Raw genomic sequence first — 24,021 nt, forward strand, 5'->3', positions numbered from 1 at the left:
GAGATCCTGCGTCAGCCGCGCAGCACCTCGGCGAGCTGGGCCAGCGCGTGGTCCAGATCCTCCTCGGTGACCACCAGCGGCGGAGCCAGGCGGATCGTCGAGCCGTGCGTGTCCTTCGCGAGTACACCCCGCTCGGCGAGGCGCTCACAGGCCTGCCGTCCGGTCATCAGCAGTGGGTCGATGTCGACACCGGCCCAGAGCCCGCGTCCGCGTACCGCCACCACGCCTTTGCCGATCAGGGCCTCGAGCCCCGCGTGCATCCGGGCGCCGAGACGGGCCGACCGCTCCTGGAACTCACCGGTCTCCAGCAGGCGGACCACCTCGGTGCCGACCGCGCAGGCCAGCGGGTTCCCGCCGAACGTGGAGCCGTGCTCGCCGGGACGCAGCACGCCGAGCACCGCCCGGTCGGCGGCCACCGCGGAGACCGGCACGATGCCGCCGCCGAGCGCCTTGCCGAGCACGTACATGTCCGGCACGACGTCCTCGTGCTCGATCGCGAAGGTCTTGCCGGTACGCCCCAGACCCGACTGGATCTCGTCGGCGATCATCAGGACGTTGTTCTCGGTGCACAGCTCGCGTACTCCGGCCAGGAAACCGGCCGGCGGCACCAGCACGCCGGCCTCGCCCTGAATCGGCTCCATCAGCACGGCGACCGTGTTCGGGTTGATCGCGGCACGGACCGCGGCCAGATCGCCGTACGGCACCACCACGAAGCCGGGCGTGTACGGCCCGAAGTCGGCCCGCGCGTCCGGGTCGGTGGAGAAGCTGACGATCGTCGTGGTGCGCCCGTGGAAGTTGTCCGCGGCCACGATGATCTCGGCGCGCTCGTCGGCCACGCCCTTGACCCGGTAGCCCCACTTGCGGGCGACCTTGATCGCGGTCTCCACGGCCTCGGCGCCGGTGTTCATCGGCAGCACGAGCTCCTTGCCGCAGAGCTCGGCCAGGCCGTGGCAGAACGCCGCGAACTGGTCGTGCACGAAGGCGCGGCTGGTCAGGGTGACCCGGTCGAGCTGAGCGTGGGCGGCCGCGATCAGGCCGGGGTGCCGGTGCCCGAAGTTCAGCGCCGAGTAGCCGGCCAGGAAGTCCAGGTAGCGGCGGCCGTCGACGTCGGTGACCCAGGCACCCTCGGCCTCGGCCACGACCACCGGCAGCGGGTGGTAGTTGTGCGCGGTCCACTTCTCCGCGTCGGCGAGCGCGCCCGGTGTGCGGAACTCAACGGTCGTCATGAGCTGTGCCTCCCTGTCATGCTCTCCCGGCCCTCGCTTCGCTCGGTGCAGTCGATCATGACCGGACCTCCAGCGTGCAGCACTTGGGACCCCCGCCGGCCTTGCGCAGCTCGGACAGGTCGACCCCGATGGTCTTGTAGCCGGCCGCGCGCAGCGCCTCGGCCAGTTGGGTGGCCTGCTCGGCCAGTACAACCGTCTCACCGTCACTGACCGCATTGAGGCCGAGCACGGCGGCGTCCTCCGCGGTGGCGATGATCGCGTCCGGGAAGAGTTGCCGGAGCACGGCCTGCGACCCCGGCGAGAACGCCTCCGGCAGGTACGCGATGTTGCGCTCGTCCAGCACGCAGAGGGCGGTGTCCAGGTGGTAGTACGCCGGGTCGACCAGCTGCAGTGAGATCACCGGCCGCTGGAGGAACTCCTGGGTCTCGGCGTGCGACGCGTGGGCGGTCCGGAACCCGGTGCCGGCCAGCATCACCTCACCGGCGAGCAGGATGTCGCCCTCGCCCTCGTTGGTGTGCTTGGGCTCGAGCACCTCGAAGCCGCGTTCACGGAACCAGGCGGCGTAGGCGGGGGCCTCGTCGGCCCGTTCGGCGTCGCGGAACTGCACACCCAGCACCCGGCCGTCGACGACGGTGCCGCCGTTCGCCGCGAAGACCATGTCGGGCAGGCCCGGCAGCGGGTCGATCAGCTCGACGGTGTGGCCGAGGCCGAGGAACGTCTGCCGCAGGTTCTCCCACTGGCTGATGGCCAGGGCGTTGTCGTAGGGCGCCGTCGGGTCCATCCACGGATTGATCCGGTACGTGACGGCGAAGTGGGTGGGCCGGCACATCAGGTAGCGGCGCTGAGGGCTCATGAAGAAAAACGGTATGCGGCCTGGACCGACGGACACCCCGGATCAACCATGCGTCCAGCGGTCGATCGTTGCGTGATCTCCGGGAGCCGCGGCGATTCATTGCAAAGGCCCCGGCGGGGCGGCGAACCGCTGCCCATGCCGGGGCCTTGGCAACCTCGGCGAACCGCCGGGGTCATTCGGGGCGGGGCGGCCGTGGCCATCCCGGTTCCGAGGGGTAAGTTGCGCCGACTCATCATCGGCGTTGAATGTCAGATACCCGTCAAATCCGGGTTTCAAACTGTGTGTCAAGCCACGTCCGGAACTCGCTGACGGTTGCGGTGTCGGTGCCCAGCCACCACAGCTGACCGGTCAGGGCCAGCACGCCGACCACGATGGCGGTCAGCGACAGCACGAGCCCGATCACCGCGCCGGTCTTGCCCGCCACGTGCCGCTTGCGGGTCGCGAAGACGCCGGCGAGCGAGAGGACGAGTGCGATCGCGGCGACGCCGATGCCGTAGCCCAGCAGGGGGCCGGAGAGCACCAGCAGGGCGCCGGCGACCGAGAGGACCAGGCCGAGGGTCGCCACGAAGCTCGCCCGGGCACGGGGGCCGGGCGGTGGCGGGACGGCGACCGGGTCGGAGACGGCCTTGGCACGCTCGGTCTCGGAACGGACCGGCGAGGGCGCCGGGCGGAACGTCTCCGGCTTGGCCGGCGGCGGGGTCACGGTGTCCGAACGGACCGGCGGCAGACTGGCGGTGGTCGGTTCGTCACGACGAGGCACCACGGGGGTCCGCTCGGTGTTCGCGTCGTCGACGGTCGTCTGACGGGGGAAGGTAGGGAGCCTCACGTCTGAACCTCCTTGGCAGGTTTGACACGGCTACATACCCCTACGACCCGGAAACGACACGAAGGGCACGCCCGAGGAGGACGTGCCCTTTCGAGAAGGCGGGTCAGACCAGCGAGGACACCGCGTTCACGTCGCTCGCCCGGGAGATCACGTGGTCGACGAGGCCGTAGTCCTTGGCCTGCTGGGCGGTGAACCAGCGGTCACGGTCGGAGTCACGATTGATCTCCTCCGGGGTGTGCCCGCTGTGGAAGGCGATCCGCTCGTTCATCACCTGCTTGATGTGCAGCATGCTCTCGGCCTGGATGGCGATGTCGGCCGCGGTGCCGCCGATGCCGCCGGAGAGCTGGTGCATCATCACCCGGGCGTGGGGGAGCGCATAACGCTTGCCGGGGGTGCCGGCGCAGAGCAGGAACTGCCCCATCGAGGCGGCCATGCCCATCGCGATCGTGGCCACGTCGTTCTTGATGTACTGCATGGTGTCGTAGACCGCCATGCCTGCGCTGATCGAGCCGCCCGGGGAGTTGATGTAGAGCGCGATGTCGCGCTCCGGGTCCTCGGAGGCGAGCAGGAGCATCTGGGCGCAGATGCGGTTGGTGACCTCGTCGTTGACCTCGCTGCCGAGGAAGATGATCCGTTCCCGGAGCAGTCGCTCGAAGACCTGGTCGTCGAAGGTCGCGCCGCCACCACGCATGGTCGTCTCTTTGGTCATGTGAACACTTTCTCCCAGCAGGGCCGCGGATCCCAGCGATTCGCCTCAGGGCGAATCCGCTCACGGCATAATGCCCGGCTACCTTTGGTGCGTGCCGGAGGGACATACCATTCACCGCCTCGCCAGCCGCCACCGTGAGCTCTTCGCCGGGCAGACGGTCTCGGCCGGCAGCCCGCAGGGCCGTTTCGCCGCGGGAGCCGCGCTCATCGACGGACGCGTGCTCCTCGACACCGAGGCGTACGGCAAGCATCTGCTCCACCACTACGAGGGCGAGCGCATCCTGCACGTGCACCTCGGGCTCTACGGCAAGTTCGCCGACGGCCCGCTGCCGGCACCCGCGCCGGTCGGCCAGGTCAGGTTCGCGCTGACCGGTTCCGATCATTGGCTGGAGCTGCGTGGCCCGACCGCCTGCGAGGTCCTCGACCCTGGAACGGCCGACCTGCTGCGATCCCGCCTGGGCGCCGATCCGCTGCGTGACGACGCCGAGCCCGCGGCGGCCTGGGCCCGGATCCGCGCCAGCACCAAACCGCTGCTCGCCCTCCTGATGGACCAGTCGATCGTGGCCGGTTGCGGCCTGATCTACGCGAACGAGACGCTGTTCCGGGCCGGGCTCTCCCCCGAGACACCCGGTGCGACCCTCGACGAGGGCCGGTGGACCGCGCTCTGGGACGACCTGCGGGCGTTGATGAAGGAGGGTGTGCTGCGCGGCCGGATCGACACCGTGCACACCGAGCACACCCCGGAGGCGATGCGGCGGGCACCGCGGGTCGACCGGCACGGCGGCGAGGTGTACGTCTACCGCCGTACCGGACAGCCCTGCCTGGTCTGCGGCACCCCGATCGCGATGGGCACGATGGCGGCCCGCAACGTCTACTGGTGCCCGGCCTGCCAGCCGGTCACGCGGTCGCGGCGTCGCTCGAGGTGACCGGCGGGGCCTCGCTCGGCGTGACCGCGGGCGTCGGCGACGACTCGGTCGGCGTCGGCTCCGGAGTGGCCTCGGCGCCCGGGACCCCGACCTCGAAGTTCGCCACCAGCCACGGGAGCAGCTGCTCGTACGCGCTGGTGGTGTCCGGCTGGTTGAAGTCGTGCGACAGCACGATCGATCCGGGCCGGGTCTCCTTCTTGACCTGGGTCACGATCCGCTTGACGTGCTCCGCGGAGGTCTCGCCCTCCGGGTGCTCCCAGTCGCGCGGGTCGACCTCCCAGTACAGCGAGGTCATGCCGTCGCCGTAGGCCGTCTTGACGAGCCGGTCGGTGAAGTTGCCACCGGGCGCCCGGAAGTAGGGGATCTCGACACCCGGAGCGGCCGCGCGGATGGCCGCGTTCGTCCGTTGTAGATCATTCAGGATCTGGTTCGACTTCTTCGTGCCGATCTTCAGATCGTGGCTCCACGTGTGGTTGCAGAGCACGTGACCGGCCTCGGCGATCTGCCGGACCAGGTCGGGGTGCCGCCGCGCCTGCGTGCCGACGAGGCAGAACACCGCCTTCACCTGATGCTTCTCGAGCAGTGCCAGGATCTTCGGCGTCTCGACCGGGTCGGGGCCGTCGTCGAAGCTCAGCATCACGACGCGGGAGCCGGTGGTGCGCAGCGAGTTGAACGGTCCGTCGCCGACCGGCACCACGACCTGCTGCGAACCGTTCTCGGTCGGCTTGGCGGCCGGCTTGGACTGCTGCGGCGGTCTCGGGTCGGCGGTGGCGGTTTCGGTGGCGGCCGGACGGGCGGGGGCCGCCTCGGGCTTCTTCTCCGGCGCGGGCTTCTTCTTCTCCGGCTTCTTGATCACGCCGACCGCCTCGGCGGCGGCACTCATCACGGTGGTACTGCCGCCGTCCTGCGGGATCGGCACCGCGGTGAGCAGCAGCCCGGCGGCGACGAGAGTGCCGAGCAGCACCTGCGGCCGGTTCTTCGCGACCTCGATGACGGATTCCATCGGAGCCGGCGAGGGCGCGCGGTGTGAGCCGCGGGCGGCGCGGTCCTTTGTGGCCCGGCGAGCGACGGCTGCCCGGGTGGCTCCCCATGAGTCGTTGGTCCCGGCGCGGTGGCGCGCCGATCGGGGAGCCGGCACGGTCGCGCCGCCGGCCTCGACGATCGCGGTCCGGAGTCGGCTGGGTCGCGGCTGCTCGGGGCTCTCCTCCGGAGCTCGGTGCCGCCCGGCCACCGGGCGGTCCTCACGGGACGTCGGCGCTGGTGAGAGCGAGGCGTGCGGCGGCATCCGTCATGCCTACCGTGCCGCAAGATCGAGCGCGATACCGAATCGGTCACCACGTGCTCACGTAGTGACATATGTGCTGTTCACCGCGGGTGATTCGGGGAGCGGCAATCTGTGACTGTGATATCCGAATGAGACCGGCTAATCCCACTGATCGGACATAAGCCCACTGTCAGATGATGTCCGTCAAGCGGCTGTGGCTCACTGTTGTCTCAACGTCGTTGAGACAACAGTGAGCCACAGCCGGTGTTTCTAGGCGCCGCGCGTGGTGCGGGCCAGCCAGTCGACGACGTCCTCGACCGAGCCGCCCTGCGCCAGCAGCGCCCGCTGCCGGGCCGCCCCGGTGCCGTGTTCGCGCAACCGTCCCATCAGGAGGGTCGCGGTGGCGAGGTCACCGTGTCGCTCCAACTCCGGGCGTACGTAGTCGAACAGCTGCCGCAGCAGCCGCCAGGCCGGCCGCGTCTCCCGCGTGGCCATGTCGATGTTCAGGCCCTCGAGCCCGTCGTGAGCGGCTCGCCAGTGCGCCGCCATCAGCAGCGGGTGCTCGACGTCCGGCGCCTCGATCCCCGCCTGCGCCTCGCGCAGCAGGGACGCGACCAGGGCGCGGGTCAGGGCCGCGAGCAGCACCGCGTCGTCGGCGCTCGGCATGACGTCGCCCATCCGGATCTCCACGGTGGGGTAGTTCGCGGAGAGGCGGGCGTACCAGTAGAGCATCCCCGAGTCGAGCATCGCGCCGCTCGCCTCGAGGTCTGCCATGAGCGTCAGGTAGTGCTCGTGCGACCGCAGATACGGCGTCGGGCCGACGGTGGGCCAGCGCTCCCACATCATCGAGCGCCAGCTGGCGTAGCCGGTGTCGCGCCCGGCGAACAGCGGCGAGTTGGCGGTGGCCGCCTGCAGCACCGGCAGCCAGGGGCGCAGGTGGTTGAGGACGAGCACACCGGTCTCCGGGTCCGGGATGCTGACGTGCACGTGGGTGCCGCACATGCCCTGACCGGGGGAGAGGTCGCCGAAGCGTTCCCGCATCCGGTAATAGCGTTCGTTCTCCACGATCCGGGCATTGTGGCCTGCCGCGGGCCCGGTGCCGACCGCGACGAGCCGGGCGCCGGCCCGCTCCGCCGCGGCCGCGACCTCCGAGCGCAGTCCGCTCAGGGCCTCGGCGAGCTTGCCCAGTTCGAGTTGCGGCGGACTCGCCACCTCGATCTGGGTCCGGTAGTACTCGTGCTGCACGCCGTCCCGCAAAGCGTCGGGTAGTTCGGCGAAGACTTCCTCGACGGCCTCGACGGCCCGCGGTTCGTCCGCGTCGACGAGCAGATACTCCTCCTCGACGCCGAGAGTGAGCAGGTCATCACGTTCCGCCCGTGCGGCGAGTGCGGGGGAGATCGCCGTATCCATGCCGCCGCATTACCCGGTCGGATCATCCGGAAAACGATCGGCGTTGTTCCATATTGACAAGCCCCGGAAACAAGCGTGCAATCGCTGAGAGCGCTCTCTCAACTCCCCCACGAAAGGCGCGACCCCATGCGAATCCCCCGCAGACTGCTGGCCGTGGCCACCGCGATGCTGGCCGTCGGCGCCTCGGTGACCTTCGTCGCCACCGCCGACGCCGCGGTCCCGCCGCCGCCCTCCGGCATGTCCCTGGTCTTCAGCGACGACTTCACCGGCGCCTCGGGCACCGGGCTCAACCGCACCAACTGGCTCTACTCCACCGGCACGGGATACCCCGGCGGTGCCGCCAACTGGGGCACCGGCGAGATCGAGACGATGACCGACTCGACCGCCAACGTCTACCAGGACGGCGCCGGCAACCTGGTCATCAAGCCGCTGCGCGACTCCGCCGGCCGCTGGACGTCCGGCCGGGTCGAGACCCAGCGCACCGACTTCGCCGCCCCGGCCGGCGGGAAGATGCGGATGGAGGCCCGCATCGCCCAGCCCAACGTGACCGGCGCGGCCGCCGCGGGCTACTGGCCGGCGTTCTGGGCGCTCGGCGCCGCGGCCCGCCCGGTCGGCGCCACCAACTGGCCGAGCATCGGCGAGATCGACATCCTGGAGAACATCAACGGCCGGTCCAGCGTGTTCTCGGCCCTGCACTGCGGCAGCAACCCCGGCGGGCCGTGCAACGAGACCACCGGCCTGACCAGTGGCGAGCGCGCCTGCAGCGGCTGTCTCGGCAGCTTCCACACGTACGCCATGGAGTACGACCGGAGCGTCTCGCCGGAGCAGCTGCGCTTCTACCTCGACGGCAACAACTACTTCACCCTCACGTCCAACGCGGTCGACTCGACCACCTGGAACAACGCCCTGCACCACGGGTTCTTCATGATCCTCAACGTGGCGATCGGCGGCGGGTTCCCGGCGGCGTTCGGGGGCGGACCGACCTCGGCCACCCAGCCGGGCGTGCCGATGCTGATCGACTACGTGGCCGTCTACCAGTCCGGCGGCGGCACCACGCCGACCACGCCGCCGACCACCACGCCGCCGCCGTCCGGCAGTCGCGACGCGTACTCCCGGATCGAGGCCGAGTCGTACAACGCCTCCGCCGGGGTGCAGGTCGAGACCGCCTCGGAGGGTGGCCAGAACGTCAGTCACATCGCGAACGGCGACTGGGTGCAGTTCAACAACGTCAACTTCGGGACCGGCGGGGTGAAGGACTTCGTGGGCCGGGTGGCCTCCGGTGCGGGCACCGCGGTGAGCGGCCTGGTCGAGGTACGCCTGGACAGCCGCAGCAACGCCCCGATCGGGAGTTTCGCCCTCGCCAACACCGGCGGCTGGCAGAACTGGGTCTCGATCCCGGCCAACGTGTCGAACGTGACCGGAACCCACACCGTCTATCTGACCTTCACCAGCGGCCAGCCGGCCGACTTCGTGAACGTCAACTGGATCCAGTTCCGGAAGTAGCAGTGTCGTGTGCGCGGGCGGCGGCGCGCTGCCGCCGCTTGCGCACCTTCTTCACCACCCACGACCCGATGGCGATCGCGAAGAACGCCCAGATCGCGTAATCGAACCACTGGGCGTACATCTCCAGGTCCTTCCACCGGGAGCCGAGCGCATAGCCGCCACCGATGAAGAGGGCGTTCCAGAAGCCGCTGCCGATCGTGGTGAAGAGCATGAACTGGCCCATCGGCATGTGATTGGCGCCCGCCGGGATGGAGACCAGGCTGCGGACCACCGGCGCGCAGCGGCCGAAGAGCACGGCGGCCCGCTCGTGTTTCTCGAACCAGCGGTCGGCCTTGTTCAGATCGTCCGCGTCGACCAGCGGGATGCGGTCGAGCCAGTGCTTGAGCCGCTCCTCGCCGAGGCCCCGGCCCAGCCAGTAGAGGGCGATCGCGCCGGCCAGCGCGCCGAGCGTGGCGGTGAACCAGACCAGCACCAGGTTGACCCGGCCCTGGCTGGCCAGATAGCCGGCCATCGAGAGGACGATCTCACTCGGGATCGGCGGGATCAGGTTCTCCAGCGCGACCAGCAGCCCGACGCCGACCTCGCCGAGCGAGTCGATCACCGAGGCGACCCAGCCGGTCAGTCCGCCGAGATTGCCGAGATCACCGTCGGCCATGTGCCCGCCTTTCGAAAGTCGTCCAGAAAGCTCCCCACACACTGTGCAGGCGGTTGCTGAGAGTTACCCGAGAACGGGCTGATGAACCCTTGCCGCATATATCGCTGATCGGTATATGCTTCCGCCATGACTGAGTCGCCGATGCGGGAGCCGACGTTTCTCGTGCTCACCGCCCTGGCCGAGGAGCCACGCCACGGTTATGCCGTGATCGAGGACGTGGCCACCATGACCGGCGGGCGGGTGCGGCTGCGGGCCGGCACTCTCTACGCCGCTCTCGACCGGCTGCGCGCCGAGGGCCTGATCGAGGTCGAACGGGAGGAGGTGGTGCAGTCCCGGCTGCGGCGCTACTACCGCCTCACCGGGGCCGGCGAGCGGAGTCTCGCCACCGAGACCGCCCGCCTGCGCAGCCAGGCCACCATCGCCGAGAGCCGCCTGAGGCTGCGCGGCACACAGTTCGGGGGAGCGACCGCATGACGATCCTGGAGACGCGCTACCGGCGCCTGCTGCGGGCCTACCCGGCCGGACACCGGGCCGCCTACGGCGAGGAGATGATCGGCGTGCTGATGTCCGGCGCCGAGGAAGGCCGGCGCTTCCCCTCCCCGGCCGACGCGTTCGACCTGGTGCGTGCGGGCCTCGCGGTCCGTCTCGGCCGGGCCTTCCATGCCCCCGCGGGTACGGGCTGGCGCGACGCCGCCGCGGTCACCGGTCTGTTCTCCGCGCTGGCGCTGGCCGCCGTCGCCGTCGGCAGGCTGGTGACCGGCCTGTCCCTGTGGGGCGGCGGAGATCCGATGCGTGCCCTCGGCGTCGACGGTCTGATGCTGGCCGATCCGGCGGCGCGCACGGTGATCTGGCTGCTGGTCGTCGCTGCTGCGGTGCTGGGCCTGCGTCGGACGGCGGTGGTGCTCGCGACCGCCGGCGTGCTGGTGCAGGCCGGAGTGATCCTGCTGTGGTCCGCGATCACGCCGGTGTGGGCGATGTTCCTGCTGTGGCAGTTCGGCCTCGCGATCGTGGTGACCGGTCTGTTCGCGGTCTCCGACCGTCCCGTCCGGGCCGCTCTGGGCGCCGCGGTGCGGGCCACCGGGCGACAGGTGCGGGGCCGTGTCGTGGTGCTGTCAGCCGTGGTCCTGATGATCGGCTACGCGCTGCAGGCGCTGGACCTGGTGGTGACCGAGTGGCGCATGCTCGGGCCGACGGCCGGTGGCGTCCTGTCGGCCGCGGCGCTGCTGATGTCACCGTTCGTGGTGTTCGGCGGTGGCGTGCTGCTGCTGGGCGTCTGGGAACGTTTGGTCGGCCGGGGCCACGGACATGTAAGGGCGCATGAGTGACCGCTGGTACTCGCAGGCCGTCGTCTACTGCCTCGACATCGACTCGTTCGCCGATTCCGACGGTGACGGCTGCGGTGACATCCGCGGTCTGATCGGACGGCTCGACTATCTGGCCCGGCTGGGTGTGACCTGCCTCTGGCTCAACCCGATCCACCCGTCGCCGGGCAAGGACGACGGCTACGACGTGTCCGACTTCTACAACGTCGACCCCCGGTTCGGCACGCTCGGTGACTTCGCGGAGTTGTTGCACCAGGCGGCCAACCGGGGCATCAAGGTCATCATCGACCTGGTGGTGAACCACACCTCGGACCAGCACCCGTGGTTCCAGTCGGCACGATCGTCGCCCGATTCGCCGTACCGCGATTGGTATGTCTGGAGCGAGACCGCGCCGTCCGACCGCAACCAGGGGATGGTCTTCCCCGGCGAGCAGGACGAGACGTGGACCTACGACCGGACCGCGAAGCTCTGGTACTACCACCGGTTCTACAAGTTCCAGCCCGACCTGAACATCAAGAACCCCGAGGTCCGGGCCGAGATCAAGAAGATCTGCGCGTTCTGGCTGCAGCTCGGCGTCTCCGGTTTCCGGATGGACGCCGTGCCGTTCATCATCGAGCGCACCGAACCCGGCGACCCGACCGCGCCGATGGACTTCGGGTTCCTCAGCGAACTGCGCCAGCACGTGCAGTGGCGCCGGGGCGACGCGGTCCTGCTCGCCGAGGCCAATGTGGAACCCGAGATGCTGCCCGGCTACTTCGGCGACGACGGCGGCTCCGGCAACCGCATCCACATGCTGTTCGACTTCATGCTCAACGCCAAACTGGTGCTCGCCCTGGCCCGGCAGGACACCGAGCCGATCATCGACGCGCTGCGTGACACGCCGAAACTGCCGGACGGCGGGCAGTGGGCCACGTTCCTGCGTAACCACGACGAGATCGACCTGTCCCGCCTCACCGCCGAGCAGCGCAAGGACGTCTTCGAGAAATTCGGGCCGGAAGAGCGCATGCAGCTGTACGGCCGGGGCATCCGCCGGCGGCTGGCTCCGATGCTCGGCAACGACCGGAAGCGCCTCGAACTCGCCTACTCGCTGCAGTTCAGCCTGCGCGGCACCCCGGTGCTGCGCTACGGCGAGGAGATCGGAATGGGCGACGACCTCTCGCTCGACGGGCGCAACGCGATCCGTACCCCCATGCAGTGGTCCCAGCTGCCGAACGGCGGATTCTCCAGTGCCGACCCGAAGGACCTTGTCCGGCCGGTGATCTCCGGCGGCGAGTTCGGGTTCGAGCAGGTCAACGCGACCCGGCAACGGCACGACTCGTCGTCGCTGCTGTCGTGGTTCGAGCGCATGATCCGTACGCTCAAGGAATCCCCCGAGATCGGCAGCGGCTCCTGCACCCACGTGGACGTGCCGGCCCCTCGGGGCATCCTGGTGCACCGTGCCGACGCCGCCACCGGGGCCATGCTGTTCGTGCACAACCTCAGCGCGAAGGCCGGTGAGGTGGACCTGAGCAGCCTGGCCGAGGACGCCGAGTTCCCGAACGACGTGCTGGCCGACCAGGACTACCCGGACCCGGACAAACTCGACAGCATCAAGGTCGGCGGATACGGATACCGGTGGATCCGGATGCGCAGAACCGCCTGACCCGGTTTAGCATCGGCTTCCAGCAGCGTGGATCACCACCGGAGGCCGCAATGTCGCAGTCCGTACCTCGTGTCGCTGTCGTCACCGGAGCCGCTCGCGGCATCGGCGCGGCGGTCGCGCGGAAGCTCGCCGCCGACGGGATGGCCGTCGCGGTCGTCGACCTGGACGAGAAGTCCGGGGCCGAGACCGTCGACGCGATCGTCTCGGCCGGCGGCTCCGCGATCGCGATCGGGGCCGACGTGTCCGACAAAGCCCAGGTGGCGTCCGCCGTCGAGCGGACCGTCGCCGAGCTCGGCGCGCCGACCGTGCTGGTCAACAACGCCGGGGTGCTGCGTGACAACCTGCTCTTCAAGATGTCCGAGGACGACTGGGACACGGTGATGGCCGTCCACCTGCGGGGTGCCTTCCTGTTCAGCAAGGCTGTGCAGAAGCACATGGTCGACGCCGGATACGGCCGGATCGTCAGCCTGTCCAGCACGTCCGCTCTCGGCAACCGCGGCCAGGCCAACTACGCCGCGGCCAAGGCCGGTCTGCAGGGCTTCACCAAGACGCTCGCGATCGAGCTCGGCAAGTTCGGCATCACCGCGAACGCGGTCGCGCCCGGCTTCATCGTGACCGACATGACCCGGGCCACGGCGGCCCGCATCGGTGTGGACTTCGACGACTTCGAGAAGGCGACCGTGAGCCAGATTCCCGTCGCACGAGCGGGACGCCCCGAGGACGTCGCCAACACGGTGTCGTTCCTGGTCAGCGAAGGTGCCGGATTCGTGTCCGGTCAGGTCGTCTATGTGGCGGGCGGGCCGAGAGACTGAGAGAGTAACGGTTACTGGCAACTTGCTGAGAAGAGTTACAAAGAAATCATGAACCGACGCATGAGTTCCCGAGCCGTGTCGCTGACCAGCACCTTCCTCCTGCTGGCCGCGGGCGGAACGGCCGCGTGCGACAACGATGAATACGTCGACGAGGGCTTCTACTGCGCCGACGCCAACGGAGTGATCGTCGACGAGGACTACTGCGACGACGACGGCGGTGGTGGTGGCGGCGGTGGAGGCTTCTTCATCTGGCACTCGTCGGGCTACCGCAGCGGCTACCCGATCGGCTCGAAACTGCCGGCCGGCGGCAGCAAGTTCGCCTACAACGACGCGGCCTCACGTTCCAAGTTCGGCCTGCCCTCCAGCGGTAAGGTCGGCAACGGCACGATCAAGACCAGCGTCGTCGGCAAGGGCGGCAGCGGTTCGCGTTCCTCGGGGGGCTGACATTTGCGGAGGGTTCCGCACGGGCCGGTGCGCGACGGGTGGCGGCTCACCAACTACAGCCTCGGGCTGACGTACAACGACGATGTCCTGCCCGACGGGACGACGTATTCGTACTGGCAGGAGGGGACGTACTACGAGTTCCCCGCGGCCGAGATCGAGGAGTTGGAGACCGCCACCGCGACCCTCTACGCCATGTGCCTGGAGGCCGGTGACTGGATGGTGCGGCAGTGCCCCAGGCGGACCGCCGAGGGCCGCAGGGAGGGCTACTTCACCTCGATCTGCAACGCCGACTCGTGCTTCCTGGCCCGCATCGGCATCCCCGAGTACACCCACGAGCAGATCATCCGCACCTGGTTCGACGGCGACGCGGAGACGTGGACGCACCGCGACAAGGACCCTGACGGCCGCCTGCCGACGCAGACCCCGGACTGGTCGCCGACCGTTTATGGTCGCTTCGACCTCTGGTACAACGGCGCCGGGACCGTCCCGCGGCTGCTCGAGTTCAACGCGCAGACGCCCACGTCGCTGATCGAGGCGGCGGTCATCCAGTGGCACTGGATGGACCAGACCGGCGTCACCGAGCACCCGTGGCGGCAGTGGAACTCGATCCACGAGCGCCTGGTCGGCTGGGAGGACGCCCCGGGCGAACCGGGCGACCCCGGTGCCTGGCGGCGCAACATCGGCAAACTGCGCGAGGCCCGGCCCTGGCTCCCGGAGAAACCCAAGATCTTCTTCGCGTACGAGACGTCGGAGACCTCTGGTGAGGACCGGATGAACGTCGCGTACCTGATGGCCACCGCCGAGGAGGCCGGCTTCCCGGTCGAGCTGATCGCGATGAGCCAGATCGGCTGGGACGTCGCCGGCGACCGGGTGTTCTTCGTTCCCTCGCCGGGTCAGGAGCACAAGGCCGAGCCGATCGACGTCATCTTCATGCTCTACCCGTGGGAGTGGTTCTGGCACGAGGAGGGCGGCAAGGCGTTCTTCCGCAACATGGCCGACCCGCAGAAGCGTGGCACGGTGTGGATGGAGCCGCCGTACAAGGCCGCCCTGCTCGGCAACAAGGCTCTGCTGCCGGTTCTGTGGAAGCTCTTCGGCGACGACCCCGAACGCGGGAAGTACCTGCTCCCGTCGTACTTCGCCGAGTCGTCCAGTGCCGCGAGCCTGAAGTCGTACGCGAAGAAGCCCGTCTGGGGCCGTGAGGGCGGCTCGGTCACCCTGGTCCGCGACGGGGCCCCGATCACCGAAACCCCTTCGGAGTACGGCTCGGACGGCCGTTACGTCGTCCAGGAGTTGTGTGAGCTGCCCTCCTTCGAGGGACTGGAGGGCACGGTCCACCCGGTGATCGGCGCCTGGCTGATCGACGGCGAACCTGCCGGCATGGGCATCCGCGAGGGCCTCGGCACAGCCGGCCTGATCACCAACAACATGTGTAACTTCGTTCCTCATGTTGTTGTCTGAACCTGATTGCTTCGCTTCGCTCCGCGGCAAAACGTCTTGTAACCGGTGACGAGGCAGGCGATTTCCCGCCACCCAGAAAACGCTGGGCGTCGGCAAACCGACTGCCTCGTCACCGGCGGCGTTTTGCGGTCGCTCTGCGGCTAGGGGTGCACTGGGAAACTACGCGGTTGAACCATTCGGTGGGCGCGGTCAACCCGCGTGGCGACTTACGGCTTGCTGGTGGGCGCAGGTCACCACGCTGCCCGGGGTGACGGTGTTGCGTGGTGAACTGCGGTTTGATTCGCGCCACGCATCACCACGTTGGATGTGTCCCGGGGTTGTTCGGGTGCTGCCAGCGCGCGCACTGGGGCCATTTGTGTGCTCGTGACGTCGTGGACCGCTGTGAACAGCGACGAGGCGCGCACCCGTTGCGGATCCGTGGGTGCGGATCGTCGTGATGGCGGCGGGCGCAGCACACGTAGCTATTGCGTGTGCTGCGGTTGCGGCTGCGTGTGCTGCGGCGGCTGCGTGTGCGGCGGCGGTTGGGTGTGCGGCCGCTGGGGTCTATGGGGTGGGGCGGTGGCGGTAGATCCACCACAGACCCACGAAGGGCAGCACCAAGGGGACGTAGCCGTAGCCGCTGCCGAAGTTCGACCAGACGGTGGCGTCGGGGAAGTCACCTGTGTCGATGATGCTCAGGGTGCCGATCACCAGGACGCCGACCAGTTCGATGGTGCAGCTGATCAAGGCGAGCATCCGGCCGCGCGGGCCGCCTCGGGCCAGTCCGACCGTGGCGGCGATGTAGACGAGGCCGGCCAGGGCGGAGAGCAGATAGGCGAGCGGCGCCTCGGAGAAATGGGTGCTGATCTGCACGAGGGCGCGGGCGCTCGCCGAGAGCGCGAAGACGCCGTAGACGAGCAGCAGGACGCGGCCGACGCCGGAGCTGAGGGCGGCGTCGGCGGGGCGGGCGGTGGTCCCTGCGGAAGGCTGGTCAGACACCGGTCACCGACGCGATCTGCTGCAGGCGCAGCACGAGGACGGGCAGGACGAGGCAGGCGATGCCGAGGATCAGGTTTCCCCAGCGGGTCGGTTCCATCCTGGCGAGGATCAGCGCCGTCGGGGCCAGGCCGATCGTCGTGACCAGATAGCCGGCGAAGGTGCCGGTGTCGGCGGGCCGGCTGCCGTCGAGGAGCCCGACGACGGCGACCAGGACGAGGACGGCGACCAGCGCGCCGAGGACGACGACGGCGATCAGGTCGATGCGGCCGGGCGCCCGGTCGAGGGCCGTCCGCAACAGGTACCAGACCGCCAGGGCGAGGGCGGCGACAATCGTCGCCGTCGACAGGGCACCGTTCACCCGGCCAGGTTACTGAGACCCTCGGGGCCTGGTAACTTCCGCCCTGGAGATCAACAACCGAATGGTGGGACGATCCAGTGCGCTTCGGACTTTTCGGTACGGGACCATGGGCTCATTTCGCGCACGCACCGGCGCTGGCCGCACACTCCGGCGTGGAGTTCGCCGGCGTCTGGGGCCGTGACCCGGAGAAGGCCGCCGCTCTCGCCGGCCGTTACGACGTTCCGGCGTACTCCGATGTCGACGCTCTGATCGACCAGGTCGACGCGGTCGCGATCGCTCTCCCACCGGACGTGCAGGCCCCGATCGCGCTGCGGGCGGCCCGCGCCGGGCGGCACCTGCTCCTGGACAAGCCGATCGCGTTGCGCGCCCAGGACGCCGAGGAACTGGCCGCCGCTGCCACGGACGTGGCCTCTGTGGTCTTCTTCACCCGCCGGTTCACGCCGGAGCTGGACGGCTTCCTGACCGAGGCCGTGGCGACCGGCGGCTGGAGTGAGGCGCGCGTCGACCACCTCGGTTCGATCTTCGTGCCGGACAACCCGTTCGGCGCCTCGCCGTGGCGGCGTGAGCGCGGCGGCCTGTGGGACGTCGGCCCGCACGCGCTGGCCCTGGTGCTGCCCGTGCTGGGCCCGGTCACCGAGGTGACCGGGGTCGCCGGTGACCGGGATCTGTCTCATCTGCTGCTCAAGCACGCGAGTGGTGCGGTCAGCCGGCTCACTCTCGCGGTGGACGCGCCGCCGGCAGCGGCGCGCGAGGAGGCGGTTCTCGCCGGTGACGCGGGTCTGCTGACGGTTCCGCGTGGTGAGTGGGCACCGGCCGAGGCGTTCGGACGCGCCGTCGACCAGTTACTGGCGGCGGCCGCGGGCGGACCGGCGTCGGCGTGCGACGTGCGTTTCGGCGCTCAGGTGACCGTGATTCTGGCCGCCGCCGAGCGGGCGATCGCCGAGGGTCGAACGATCACTCTGCCGTCCTGACGGCGATTCGCATCTCCGGCCGCCTACTCGCCGTGATCGTCTAGAGGGCCCGTCCAGTCGAACTGAGCGCTAACTGGACAGAACCTGCGCGTTACGGATGGACGCATAGTAGCGAGCCGAATACATTTTCGCCTTGTCACGTACACCGGGGGCCGAACCGCCCGGCGGTGGCCGTCGCGGGCCCGCGACGGCTGCCGGGTACGTGTCGGGGTGAGGGGATGCACTGCATGACCGATCGCATTGCAGAAAGTTCACCGGGCGTGAATCGGCCGGACACGCGTGGGGGAGCGCCGGCGTGACCGGCGCATGGGATGCCGAGCGTGCCGCCTCCGAGGCGGCGCAGGCGCTGGCCGGCCTGGCCGCCCTGCTGCGGGCGGAGGAACCCGCCGACCCCCGCGTGTTGCGGAGCCTGGCCGAGAACGGCGGCGCCGCCGCGGAGCGCGTCGTCGCGTACCTCCGCAGTCGGTGCGCCGCCGGGGACGGTGAGATGGCCGCCGTGCCACCACGTCTGGCGCCGTGGCGGGAGTGGGTGCCGCCGCGAGGTCACCTGTTCGGGACCACCGATTCCGGTCATCGCACCGATGGTGTGCCGCAGCCGAGGCGCTGCGGTGACCCGGGTGAGTGACCCCCGTTCAGGTGGTCGTCCGCAGGGTCTCCGACGGTGACTCTCCGAAGCGCTTGCGATAGGCGGACGCGAACCGGCCGAGGTGCGCGAACCCCCATCGGTGTGCCACGTCGGCGACGGTGAGCTCCGACGAGTCGCCGTTGCGCAGCGTCTCGTGCGCCCGGGTGAGCCGGATCTGCTGCAGGTGCGCCATCGGCGCGCTCCCGATGTGCCGGCGGAACCCGGACTGCAGCGAGCGGATGCTCGTCCCGGCGACGGCTGCCAGCTCGCCCACGGTGAAGGGGTGCTCCGGCTCGTCGCTGATCGCCTCCAGGACCCGTCGGATGGACCGTGGTGGCCCGCCGGTGACCGGTGCGACGAGCTCGTCGTGGAAGCGGTGCGAGACGCTGAGCAGCAGTCCGCTGAGAACGCTGGCGCACAGCTGCTCGGCGATCAGCGGCTGGTAGATCAGGCTGCTCTCGTGTTCCAGCTCGTCGCTCAGCAGCCGGATGAGCCGGCTCCAGCTGTGTGCCGGCCCCTCGGTGAGGTCGAGGACGGGGGACAGGTCGATGGTTCCCTCGACCGGGTGACCGAGCAGCGCGGCCAGCTCCGCCTCGAGCGCCCAGCTCTCGATCCGTACGTCCAGCTCCGCGGAGTTGGGCTCGTGCCGTAGCTGGACCCGGTCGCCAGGGCGGAAAACGAGCGCGGTGGCCGGCGTGGCGGTCAGCTCGCGGCCGTCCAGGCGGGCCAGGACGCGGCCGGCCGTGGGCAACGTGACGTGGTACGCGGCCGGCACCGGCAGGTCCAGAGTTGCGCTACGCGCGAACGTGAGGTGACCGACGGTGAGGGGTCCGAGTTGGATCACCTCGACGCCGAGCTTCAGGTCCCCCTCGGCTGAGACAGGGTGGTAAAAACGATTCAGGACATCGCGGGCCTGATCGCCGTCGACGCTGTCGAAGTAGACGGTGTCCGGCGCCGACGTGGCGCGCGGTTGGGCGTCAACCATTCCGCCCGGCGCTCCAACGCATACGGTGAGTATTCGGTCAAAGCCAGTGGACAGTCAACGTAGGCGCCACGCGCTGACCGTTCCAGCACATTCCGGCCATATGAACTACTCTGGCGTTCCGCGCCTACGTGGCGTAACTTGCAGACCAGCGGATTGTTGTAGGAACGCGGGTTCCGGTCGGCGTCCCCCAGCGAACGCCGCTCAGCGCATGACCCTTCTTCTCCGGTCGGCGCCACCGTGTCTCGCGGCAAATCGGCGTCGGTTCGAACGAGCTGGACGCCAGGAAGAGGGCAGCTGTGTATCTGCCGATCACGACCCGCCAGCTGGCCGACGGCACCGTCGAGATCGCCCCCAGCGGCGAGATCGATCTGGACAACGCTCACGTCATGCGGGACGCGGTCAATGACGTCCTGACCGGCATGGCACCGAGCCGGATCTGTCTGGACCTTCAACGGGTCATGCTGATCGACAGCATCGGGATCGGCATCCTGGTCGCCTGCTTCCACACGGCCGCCGCGAGCGGCGTGAAGCTGGTGGTCAGCCATCCCAGTGCCACGGTCTACCGGCAGCTCTGGGTGTCCGGGCTGGTCGGCCTCCTCGGCTGCGCCGAGCCGCCGGCCCCGCGCACCTCGGTGGGCCTGCGTCCGTCCTGACCACTATCACCCGTCCGGGGAGGGCCGGCCGACCGATTACGACCGATCGGCCAGCCGTCCCCTGAGGGTCAGTGCAGGGCACTCTCCTGCTTGAGGCGTTCGTCTCCGGAGAGGGTGGAGAGCGGCTTCTCCTTGATGAAGACGACCGCGATCACGGCCAGGAACGCGATTGGCGCACCGACCAGGAACAGGTCGGCGGTGGCCGTACCGTAGATCTCCTTGATGACGGCGAGCACCTCCGGCGGCAATGTCGTCAGGTCGGGGACCTCGCCGCCACCGGAGGCCGCGGCGCCGAACTTCTCGGTGAACAGCGTGGTGACCCGGTGCGTGAGCACCGCGCCGAGCGCGCTGACCCCGATCGAACCGCCCATGCTGCGGAAGAACGTCAGCGCCGAGGTGGTGGCACCGAGTTCAGCCGCGGGCACGTCGTTCTGTGCGGCCAGCACCAGGTTCTGCATGAGCAGGCCGACGCCGACGCCGAGCACGGCCATGTACACCGAGATGACCGGCACACCGGTGTGCGCGTCGATCGTGCTGAGCAGCAGCATGCCGACGGTCATCACGATCGCGCCGGACACCAGGTACGCCTTCCACTTACCGAATTTGGTGATCAGCGCGCCTGCCACGGTCGAGGAGATCAGCAGACCGAAGACCATCGGGAGCCCCATCAGGCCTGCGACGGTCGGCGTCTTGCCGAGCGAGACCTGGAAGTACTGCGACAGGAAGACGGTCCCGCCGAACATTGCGACGCCGACCAGCACGCTCGCGACGATGGCGAGGGTGACCGTGCGGTGCCGGAAGATGCCGAGCGGGATGATCGGCTCCTTGGCCTTCGACTCGACCAGGACGGCCAGAGCCAGGACCACCACACCACCGGTGACCAGTGCGGCGGTCTGCCAGGAGGCCCAGTCGAACTTGTCGCCGGCCAGGGTCGACCAGATCAGCAGGGTGCTGACGCCACCGGTGATCAGCAGCGCGCCCAGCCAGTCGATGCTGACCTGCTTGCGGACCACCGGCAGGTGCAGCGTCTTCTGCAGCAGCGCGATGGCGATCAGGCTGAACGGCACGCCGATCAGGAAGCACCAGCGCCAGCCGAGCCACGAGGTGTCCACCAGGACGCCACCGATCAGCGGGCCGGCGATGGTGGCGACGCCGAAGACCGCGCCGAACATGCCGGAGTAGCGGCCCAGTTCGCGCGGCGGGATCATGGCGGCCATCACGATCATCGCGAGCGCGGTCATGCCGCCCGCTCCGACGCCCTGGATGATCCGGCTGACCAGAAGCACCTCGACGTTCGGGGTGAAGCCGGCGATCAGCGAGCCGATGACGAACAGGCCGAGCGAGAGCTGGATCAGCAGCTTCTTGCTGTAGAGGTCGGCCATCTTGCCCCAGAGCGGGACGGTGGCCGTCATGGCGAGCAGCTCGGTGGTGACGATCCACGTGTAGACGGACTGGCTGCCGTTCAGGTCGGCGATGATCCGGGGCAGTGCGTTGGCGACCACGGTGGAGGCCAGGATGCTCACGAACATGCCGAGCATCAGGCCGGACAGGGCCTGCACCACCTCGCGGTGGGACATCCGGCCGCTGGTCTCGGCTATGTCAGGTTCTACGGCTGTCATCGACTTCTTTCAGATGGTGGAAGGCTTCACGGACGTGTTCGATCAGCGGGCGGGAGTCACCGGATTCGGCCCAGCGCACGACGGCGACCCGGACGGCCGCGTTGGCCACCGCGGCGGCGACCTGCGGGCGGGGATGGTCCGGGGCGAGGCCGGTCTGGTCGGCGATCGCCTGTGCCAGTCGCTGCTCGGCGGAGGCGGCCGCGGCGATGAGCAGCGGGAGCAGCTGCGGGTTGGCCGAAATCACCCGCATCCGGAGCAGCCAGAGGTCGCGATCGCCCTGGATCTGCTCGAAGGCCGGCGCCAGCGCGTCGAGCAGCGCGTCCAGCAGCGGCAGCGGCTTGAGGACGGGGGCGGGACAGTCCTCCAGCGGGTCGCCGACGAGGGCGTGCTCCTTGGTGGCGAAATAGTTGAAGAACGTGCGCGGCGAGACCTCGGCGGCCGCGCTGATCTCCTCGGTGGTCACCCGGTCCACGCCGCGCTCGTCGGCGAGGCGTAGCGCGGCGGTGATCAGGGCCAGGCGGGTCTGCCTGCGCTTGATCTCCCGCCGGCCGGGCATGGGTTCGGTCTCCGGGTGCACCCGGAGAGGTTAGAACCAAACTTGCAGTTTCTGCAAAAAGATTTAGTCGTTGAGCTGGGACCGCTCGATCTCGGCGAGCGCGGCCGTCCACCAGGGCTCGATCGGGCGATCCACGAGCAGATCGGCCAGCAGCACGGCGGCGTTACGTGCGAGCGCGTCCGGTTTCGGAGCGGGCGAGCCGTCCTCCTCGAGCACACCCAGCGCTCCGGCCAGCAACCAGAGCACCACCTGCGGATCGGCATCCGGCCACGACCGGACCGCACTCGCCAGGGCGGTGCGCACGTCGTCCGCACCCAGCCCGTCCGGGTGGCCGTCCTCCAGCAGCAGCCGGACGGTCGTGCCCAGCACCAGGCCGGTCTGCGCCGGGTCGAGGGCGGCCAGGCGGCCGGCCGCCTCGTCGAGGGCCTCGGCGTCCGCGGCACGGACCGCGGTGACCGCGTCGGTGGCCGCGGCGGCGATCGGGCGGGCCGGTGCGGGCAGGTGCCGTCGGTTCTCGGTCATGGTGGCGACCCTAAGCCCGTCGCCTCGAGCCGGCGAGATCGCCCCGGAATGGAATGTGAATGTGAAACGTGAATGGCATTGGAGTGGTGTTCGGATGTGCGAATCGGCGAGCATTTCGGCAAACTGCGTCGAGTGGATGCGGAGCGGAAACTCGGCGGAAGGTACCGGCTGGAGAACGAACTCGGCCGTGGCGGCATGGCGGTGGTCTGGCGTGCCCTGGACGAGGTGCTGAATCGCCCGGTCGCGGTGAAGGTACTGGCCGGTCGCTTCGCCGGCGACGACCGGTTCCGGGCCCGGATCCTGCACGAGGCGAGGTCGGCGGCCACCCTGTCGCATCCGAACATCGCGCAGATCTACGACTTCGGGGAATCCGACGAGAATGGGCGGCCGGTCCCGTACGTGGTCATGGAATTGATCAATGGGCCGACGCTCCAGCAACGGATCTCCCGTGGCCGGATCCCACCGCGCACGATTTTCCGGATCTGCGGCGAGGTCGCCACGGCACTGGCCGTCGCGCACGCCGACGGACTCGTGCACCGCGACATCAAACTCGCCAACATCATGGTCACCGGGGGTGGCGCCAAGGTCGTCGACTTCGGCATCGCCGCCGTCGCCGGGCCCGCCTCACCCGAGGACGCCCTGCTCGGCACCCCTGCCTACCTCGCGCCGGAACGGCTCACCGGCGGTGCCATCGAACCGGCCTCCGACGTCTACGCGCTCGGCGTGCTGCTCTACCGCCTGCTGGCCGGGACGGCGCCGTGGAGCGTGGAGACCACCACCCAGATGCTCTCGGCGCACGTCTACCAGGAGCCGAATCCGCTGCCCGATCTACCCGGAGTGCCCGGCGAGATCATCGATCTGGTCACCCGCTGCCTGGACAAGGACCCGGGAGAGCGGCCGGACGCGGCGGAGGTGGCGGGCCTGCTGGGCGACGCCGCCGAGGCTGCGGGCATGACCAAACCTGATCTGGTACGGCCGGAAGCACCCGGATCCGGCGGCTACGACGAGGAGACCCTGCCGGTGACCGGTCCCGCTCCAGGGTGGCGGCCTGCCGCACCCGGCGTGATTCCGGCACGCGTAGCCGTACCGAATAGATGGAAGAAGTCCCGGCTGCTGGCCGGAGCCGTCGCGGCAACCCTGCTCATCGCCCTGCCGTTGTCTTTGACCTCGGGAGACGGTGACGCGCCCGGTGACCTCGCCGCCCCGCCCGCAACGTCACCGAAGGTGACCAGAAGTGTGCCCGGACCGGGGGCCGACCGCCCCGCGGAGGCCACGAGCCGCCCCGAACGCGTCCCCGCGATCAGCTCGGACTCCGGAAACGTCTGGCCCGGCGCGCCGCTCGCACCTGCCGGATCGGCGTCGGCCTCCGGCGGTGCACCGCAACCCAGCGTGACCGTCTCCGTCCCGCCGTCCGGCTCGGCGGCACCACCGCGAGGCACCCTGCTGGAGTCGGCGGGCGGGACGGTCCTGGCTCGCTGCGTGACCGCCGGGACCGAACTGCTGGACTGGGATCCACGCCCCGGTTTCGTCGTGGAGCGGGCCGACCCGGGCCCGGCGCTCACCGCGGTGGTGGTGTTCGCCGGTGCCCTCGCGCGCTACCGGATGACCGTGACCTGCGTGGGCGGCCGTCCGTCCGCCGTGGTCCTCCCGCTGTAGCGACGGTCCGTCCGCTCGATGCCCGGGCGCGTCGGATGTCCGACTAAAC

General features: G+C 69.6%; 25 protein-coding genes. 12 read left to right on the forward strand and 13 right to left on the reverse strand.

From position 1 onward, the window contains the following. Window positions 1-11: 11 nt before the first annotated feature. The 4 genes from rocD to CLV67_RS06315 all read right to left on the reverse strand — a co-directional run bounded on the left by rocD (window position 12) and on the right by CLV67_RS06315 (window position 3,614). On the reverse strand, window positions 12-1,226 hold the full coding sequence (gene rocD / locus CLV67_RS06300; protein WP_106316177.1) for an ornithine--oxo-acid transaminase: 1,215 nt from the start codon (window positions 1,224-1,226) through the stop codon (window positions 12-14). Window positions 1,227-1,281: 55 nt separating this feature from the next. After that, window positions 1,282-2,079, reverse strand: coding sequence for a dimethylargininase (gene ddaH / locus CLV67_RS06305; protein ID WP_106316464.1), 798 nt, complete (start codon window positions 2,077-2,079; stop codon window positions 1,282-1,284). A gap of 259 nt (window positions 2,080-2,338) precedes the next feature. Next, a complete protein-coding gene (locus CLV67_RS06310; RefSeq protein ID WP_106316178.1) occupies window positions 2,339-2,905 on the reverse strand; it encodes a hypothetical protein in 567 nt (188 codons plus the stop codon). Between the two features lie 103 nt (window positions 2,906-3,008). Continuing rightward, window positions 3,009-3,614, reverse strand: coding sequence for an ATP-dependent Clp protease proteolytic subunit (locus tag CLV67_RS06315; RefSeq protein ID WP_106316179.1), 606 nt, complete (start codon window positions 3,612-3,614; stop codon window positions 3,009-3,011). 91 nt (window positions 3,615-3,705) lie between these two features. Between CLV67_RS06315 and CLV67_RS06320 the strand changes: the two genes are divergently transcribed. Continuing rightward, window positions 3,706-4,539, forward strand: coding sequence for an Fpg/Nei family DNA glycosylase (locus tag CLV67_RS06320; RefSeq protein ID WP_106316465.1), 834 nt, complete (start codon window positions 3,706-3,708; stop codon window positions 4,537-4,539). Here CLV67_RS06320 and CLV67_RS06325 read toward each other — a convergent pair. Together CLV67_RS06325 and CLV67_RS06330 are read right to left on the reverse strand one after the other, a co-directional pair. Then, window positions 4,511-5,542, reverse strand: coding sequence for a polysaccharide deacetylase family protein (locus CLV67_RS06325; protein ID WP_239166005.1), 1,032 nt, complete (start codon window positions 5,540-5,542; stop codon window positions 4,511-4,513). The two genes, CLV67_RS06320 and CLV67_RS06325, sit on opposite strands and share 29 nt — an antisense overlap. A 531-nt stretch (window positions 5,543-6,073) precedes the next feature. Further along, window positions 6,074-7,213 carry a carboxylate-amine ligase gene (locus tag CLV67_RS06330; protein ID WP_106316180.1) on the reverse strand — a complete coding sequence of 380 codons (1,140 nt, stop codon included), beginning with the start codon at window positions 7,211-7,213 and terminating at the stop codon, window positions 6,074-6,076. A 126-nt stretch (window positions 7,214-7,339) separates the two neighbouring features. On the opposite strand from CLV67_RS06330, the gene CLV67_RS06335 reads away from it, so the two are divergent. Further along, complete coding sequence (locus CLV67_RS06335; protein ID WP_106316181.1) at window positions 7,340-8,716, forward strand: carbohydrate-binding protein; 1,377 nt, start codon at window positions 7,340-7,342, stop codon at window positions 8,714-8,716. Here the strand turns inward: CLV67_RS06335 and CLV67_RS06340 are convergent. Beyond that, window positions 8,691-9,371, reverse strand: coding sequence for a DedA family protein (locus CLV67_RS06340; protein ID WP_106316182.1), 681 nt, complete (start codon window positions 9,369-9,371; stop codon window positions 8,691-8,693). The two genes, CLV67_RS06335 and CLV67_RS06340, sit on opposite strands and share 26 nt — an antisense overlap. A gap of 126 nt (window positions 9,372-9,497) precedes the next feature. Between CLV67_RS06340 and CLV67_RS06345 the strand changes: the two genes are divergently transcribed. The 6 genes from CLV67_RS06345 to CLV67_RS06370 are packed head-to-tail and all read left to right on the forward strand — an operon-like array spanning window position 9,498 to window position 15,049. Further along, window positions 9,498-9,845: a PadR family transcriptional regulator gene (locus CLV67_RS06345; RefSeq protein WP_106316183.1), complete on the forward strand. Its 348-nt coding sequence runs from the start codon at window positions 9,498-9,500 to the stop codon at window positions 9,843-9,845. Next, entirely contained in the window at window positions 9,842-10,696 is an 855-nt protein-coding gene (locus tag CLV67_RS06350; RefSeq protein ID WP_106316184.1) for a hypothetical protein, read from the forward strand. The genes CLV67_RS06345 and CLV67_RS06350 overlap by 4 nt, the downstream gene beginning before the upstream one ends. Continuing rightward, on the forward strand, window positions 10,689-12,335 hold the full coding sequence (locus CLV67_RS06355; protein WP_106316185.1) for an alpha-amylase family protein: 1,647 nt from the start codon (window positions 10,689-10,691) through the stop codon (window positions 12,333-12,335). The genes CLV67_RS06350 and CLV67_RS06355 overlap by 8 nt, the downstream gene beginning before the upstream one ends. 50 nt (window positions 12,336-12,385) lie before the next feature. Continuing rightward, window positions 12,386-13,147, forward strand: a complete 762-nt coding sequence (gene fabG, locus CLV67_RS06360; protein ID WP_106316186.1) for a 3-oxoacyl-ACP reductase FabG — start codon at window positions 12,386-12,388, stop codon at window positions 13,145-13,147. 48 nt (window positions 13,148-13,195) lie between these two features. Beyond that, window positions 13,196-13,591 carry a hypothetical protein gene (locus tag CLV67_RS06365; protein ID WP_106316187.1) on the forward strand — a complete coding sequence of 132 codons (396 nt, stop codon included), beginning with the start codon at window positions 13,196-13,198 and terminating at the stop codon, window positions 13,589-13,591. Window positions 13,592-13,618: 27 nt separating this feature from the next. Next, a complete protein-coding gene (locus CLV67_RS06370) occupies window positions 13,619-15,049 on the forward strand; it encodes a glutathionylspermidine synthase family protein (protein WP_239166004.1) in 1,431 nt (476 codons plus the stop codon). 543 nt (window positions 15,050-15,592) lie between these two features. Here the strand turns inward: CLV67_RS06370 and CLV67_RS06375 are convergent. Continuing rightward, a complete protein-coding gene (locus tag CLV67_RS06375) occupies window positions 15,593-16,027 on the reverse strand; it encodes a hypothetical protein (protein ID WP_106316189.1) in 435 nt (144 codons plus the stop codon). Next, a complete protein-coding gene (locus CLV67_RS06380) occupies window positions 16,020-16,385 on the reverse strand; it encodes a hypothetical protein (protein WP_106316190.1) in 366 nt (121 codons plus the stop codon). The genes CLV67_RS06375 and CLV67_RS06380 overlap by 8 nt, the downstream gene beginning before the upstream one ends. Before the next feature lie 77 nt (window positions 16,386-16,462). On the opposite strand from CLV67_RS06380, the gene CLV67_RS06385 reads away from it, so the two are divergent. Both CLV67_RS06385 and CLV67_RS06390 read left to right on the forward strand, forming a co-directional pair. After that, entirely contained in the window at window positions 16,463-17,356 is an 894-nt protein-coding gene (locus tag CLV67_RS06385; RefSeq protein ID WP_106316191.1) for a Gfo/Idh/MocA family protein, read from the forward strand. A gap of 295 nt (window positions 17,357-17,651) precedes the next feature. Beyond that, window positions 17,652-17,981, forward strand: coding sequence for a hypothetical protein (locus CLV67_RS06390; RefSeq protein WP_106316192.1), 330 nt, complete (start codon window positions 17,652-17,654; stop codon window positions 17,979-17,981). Window positions 17,982-17,988: 7 nt separating this feature from the next. On the opposite strand, the gene CLV67_RS06395 is transcribed toward CLV67_RS06390, so the two are convergent. Continuing rightward, a complete protein-coding gene (locus tag CLV67_RS06395) occupies window positions 17,989-18,966 on the reverse strand; it encodes a helix-turn-helix transcriptional regulator (RefSeq protein ID WP_106316193.1) in 978 nt (325 codons plus the stop codon). A 296-nt stretch (window positions 18,967-19,262) separates the two neighbouring features. Here CLV67_RS06395 and CLV67_RS06400 point away from each other — a divergent pair, with 296 nt between their 5' ends. Continuing rightward, the gene (locus CLV67_RS06400) at window positions 19,263-19,619 is read left to right on the forward strand and encodes an STAS domain-containing protein (protein ID WP_106316194.1); all 357 of its coding nucleotides are present in this window, start codon (window positions 19,263-19,265) and stop codon (window positions 19,617-19,619) included. Window positions 19,620-19,687: 68 nt separating this feature from the next. On the opposite strand, the gene CLV67_RS06405 is transcribed toward CLV67_RS06400, so the two are convergent. Genes CLV67_RS06405 through CLV67_RS06415 form a run of 3 tightly spaced genes read right to left on the reverse strand, consistent with a single transcriptional unit; the run spans window position 19,688 to window position 22,316 of the window. Further along, window positions 19,688-21,238, reverse strand: coding sequence for an MDR family MFS transporter (locus CLV67_RS06405; protein ID WP_106316195.1), 1,551 nt, complete (start codon window positions 21,236-21,238; stop codon window positions 19,688-19,690). Continuing rightward, window positions 21,219-21,815, reverse strand: a complete 597-nt coding sequence (locus tag CLV67_RS06410; protein ID WP_146168996.1) for a TetR/AcrR family transcriptional regulator — start codon at window positions 21,813-21,815, stop codon at window positions 21,219-21,221. Before CLV67_RS06410 ends, CLV67_RS06405 begins: the two co-directional genes overlap by 20 nt. A 42-nt stretch (window positions 21,816-21,857) precedes the next feature. Beyond that, window positions 21,858-22,316, reverse strand: coding sequence for a hypothetical protein (locus tag CLV67_RS06415; protein WP_106316197.1), 459 nt, complete (start codon window positions 22,314-22,316; stop codon window positions 21,858-21,860). A 132-nt stretch (window positions 22,317-22,448) separates the two neighbouring features. Here CLV67_RS06415 and CLV67_RS06420 point away from each other — a divergent pair, with 132 nt between their 5' ends. Then, complete coding sequence (locus CLV67_RS06420) at window positions 22,449-23,972, forward strand: serine/threonine-protein kinase (protein WP_239166003.1); 1,524 nt, start codon at window positions 22,449-22,451, stop codon at window positions 23,970-23,972. The last annotated feature ends 49 nt before the right edge of the window (window positions 23,973-24,021 follow it).

Origin of the sequence: Actinoplanes italicus, assembly GCF_003001815.1 — a bacterium.
GTDB classification, from domain to species: Bacteria; Actinomycetota; Actinomycetes; order Mycobacteriales; family Micromonosporaceae; genus Actinoplanes; species Actinoplanes italicus.

What these genes read in the sequence shown, in the direction of transcription:
- CLV67_RS06350 (WP_106316184.1), top strand. Translation starts at nt 9,842, where the DNA reads ATGACGATCCTGGAGACGCGCTACCGGCGCCTGCTGCGGGCCTACCCG.
- CLV67_RS06335 (WP_106316181.1), top strand. Translation starts at nt 7,340, where the DNA reads ATGCGAATCCCCCGCAGACTGCTGGCCGTGGCCACCGCGATGCTGGCC.
- CLV67_RS06315 (WP_106316179.1), bottom strand. Translation starts at nt 3,614, where the DNA reads ATGACCAAAGAGACGACCATGCGTGGTGGCGGCGCGACCTTCGACGAC.
- CLV67_RS06340 (WP_106316182.1), bottom strand. Translation starts at nt 9,371, where the DNA reads ATGGCCGACGGTGATCTCGGCAATCTCGGCGGACTGACCGGCTGGGTC.
- CLV67_RS06395 (WP_106316193.1), bottom strand. Translation starts at nt 18,966, where the DNA reads ATGGTTGACGCCCAACCGCGCGCCACGTCGGCGCCGGACACCGTCTAC.
- CLV67_RS06345 (WP_106316183.1), top strand. Translation starts at nt 9,498, where the DNA reads ATGACTGAGTCGCCGATGCGGGAGCCGACGTTTCTCGTGCTCACCGCC.
- CLV67_RS06330 (WP_106316180.1), bottom strand. Translation starts at nt 7,213, where the DNA reads ATGGATACGGCGATCTCCCCCGCACTCGCCGCACGGGCGGAACGTGAT.
- CLV67_RS06405 (WP_106316195.1), bottom strand. Translation starts at nt 21,238, where the DNA reads ATGACAGCCGTAGAACCTGACATAGCCGAGACCAGCGGCCGGATGTCC.
- ddaH (WP_106316464.1), bottom strand. Translation starts at nt 2,079, where the DNA reads ATGAGCCCTCAGCGCCGCTACCTGATGTGCCGGCCCACCCACTTCGCC.
- rocD (WP_106316177.1), bottom strand. Translation starts at nt 1,226, where the DNA reads ATGACGACCGTTGAGTTCCGCACACCGGGCGCGCTCGCCGACGCGGAG.
- CLV67_RS06325 (WP_239166005.1), bottom strand. Translation starts at nt 5,542, where the DNA reads ATGGAATCCGTCATCGAGGTCGCGAAGAACCGGCCGCAGGTGCTGCTC.
- CLV67_RS06355 (WP_106316185.1), top strand. Translation starts at nt 10,689, where the DNA reads ATGAGTGACCGCTGGTACTCGCAGGCCGTCGTCTACTGCCTCGACATC.
- CLV67_RS06415 (WP_106316197.1), bottom strand. Translation starts at nt 22,316, where the DNA reads ATGACCGAGAACCGACGGCACCTGCCCGCACCGGCCCGCCCGATCGCC.
- CLV67_RS06365 (WP_106316187.1), top strand. Translation starts at nt 13,196, where the DNA reads ATGAACCGACGCATGAGTTCCCGAGCCGTGTCGCTGACCAGCACCTTC.
- fabG (WP_106316186.1), top strand. Translation starts at nt 12,386, where the DNA reads ATGTCGCAGTCCGTACCTCGTGTCGCTGTCGTCACCGGAGCCGCTCGC.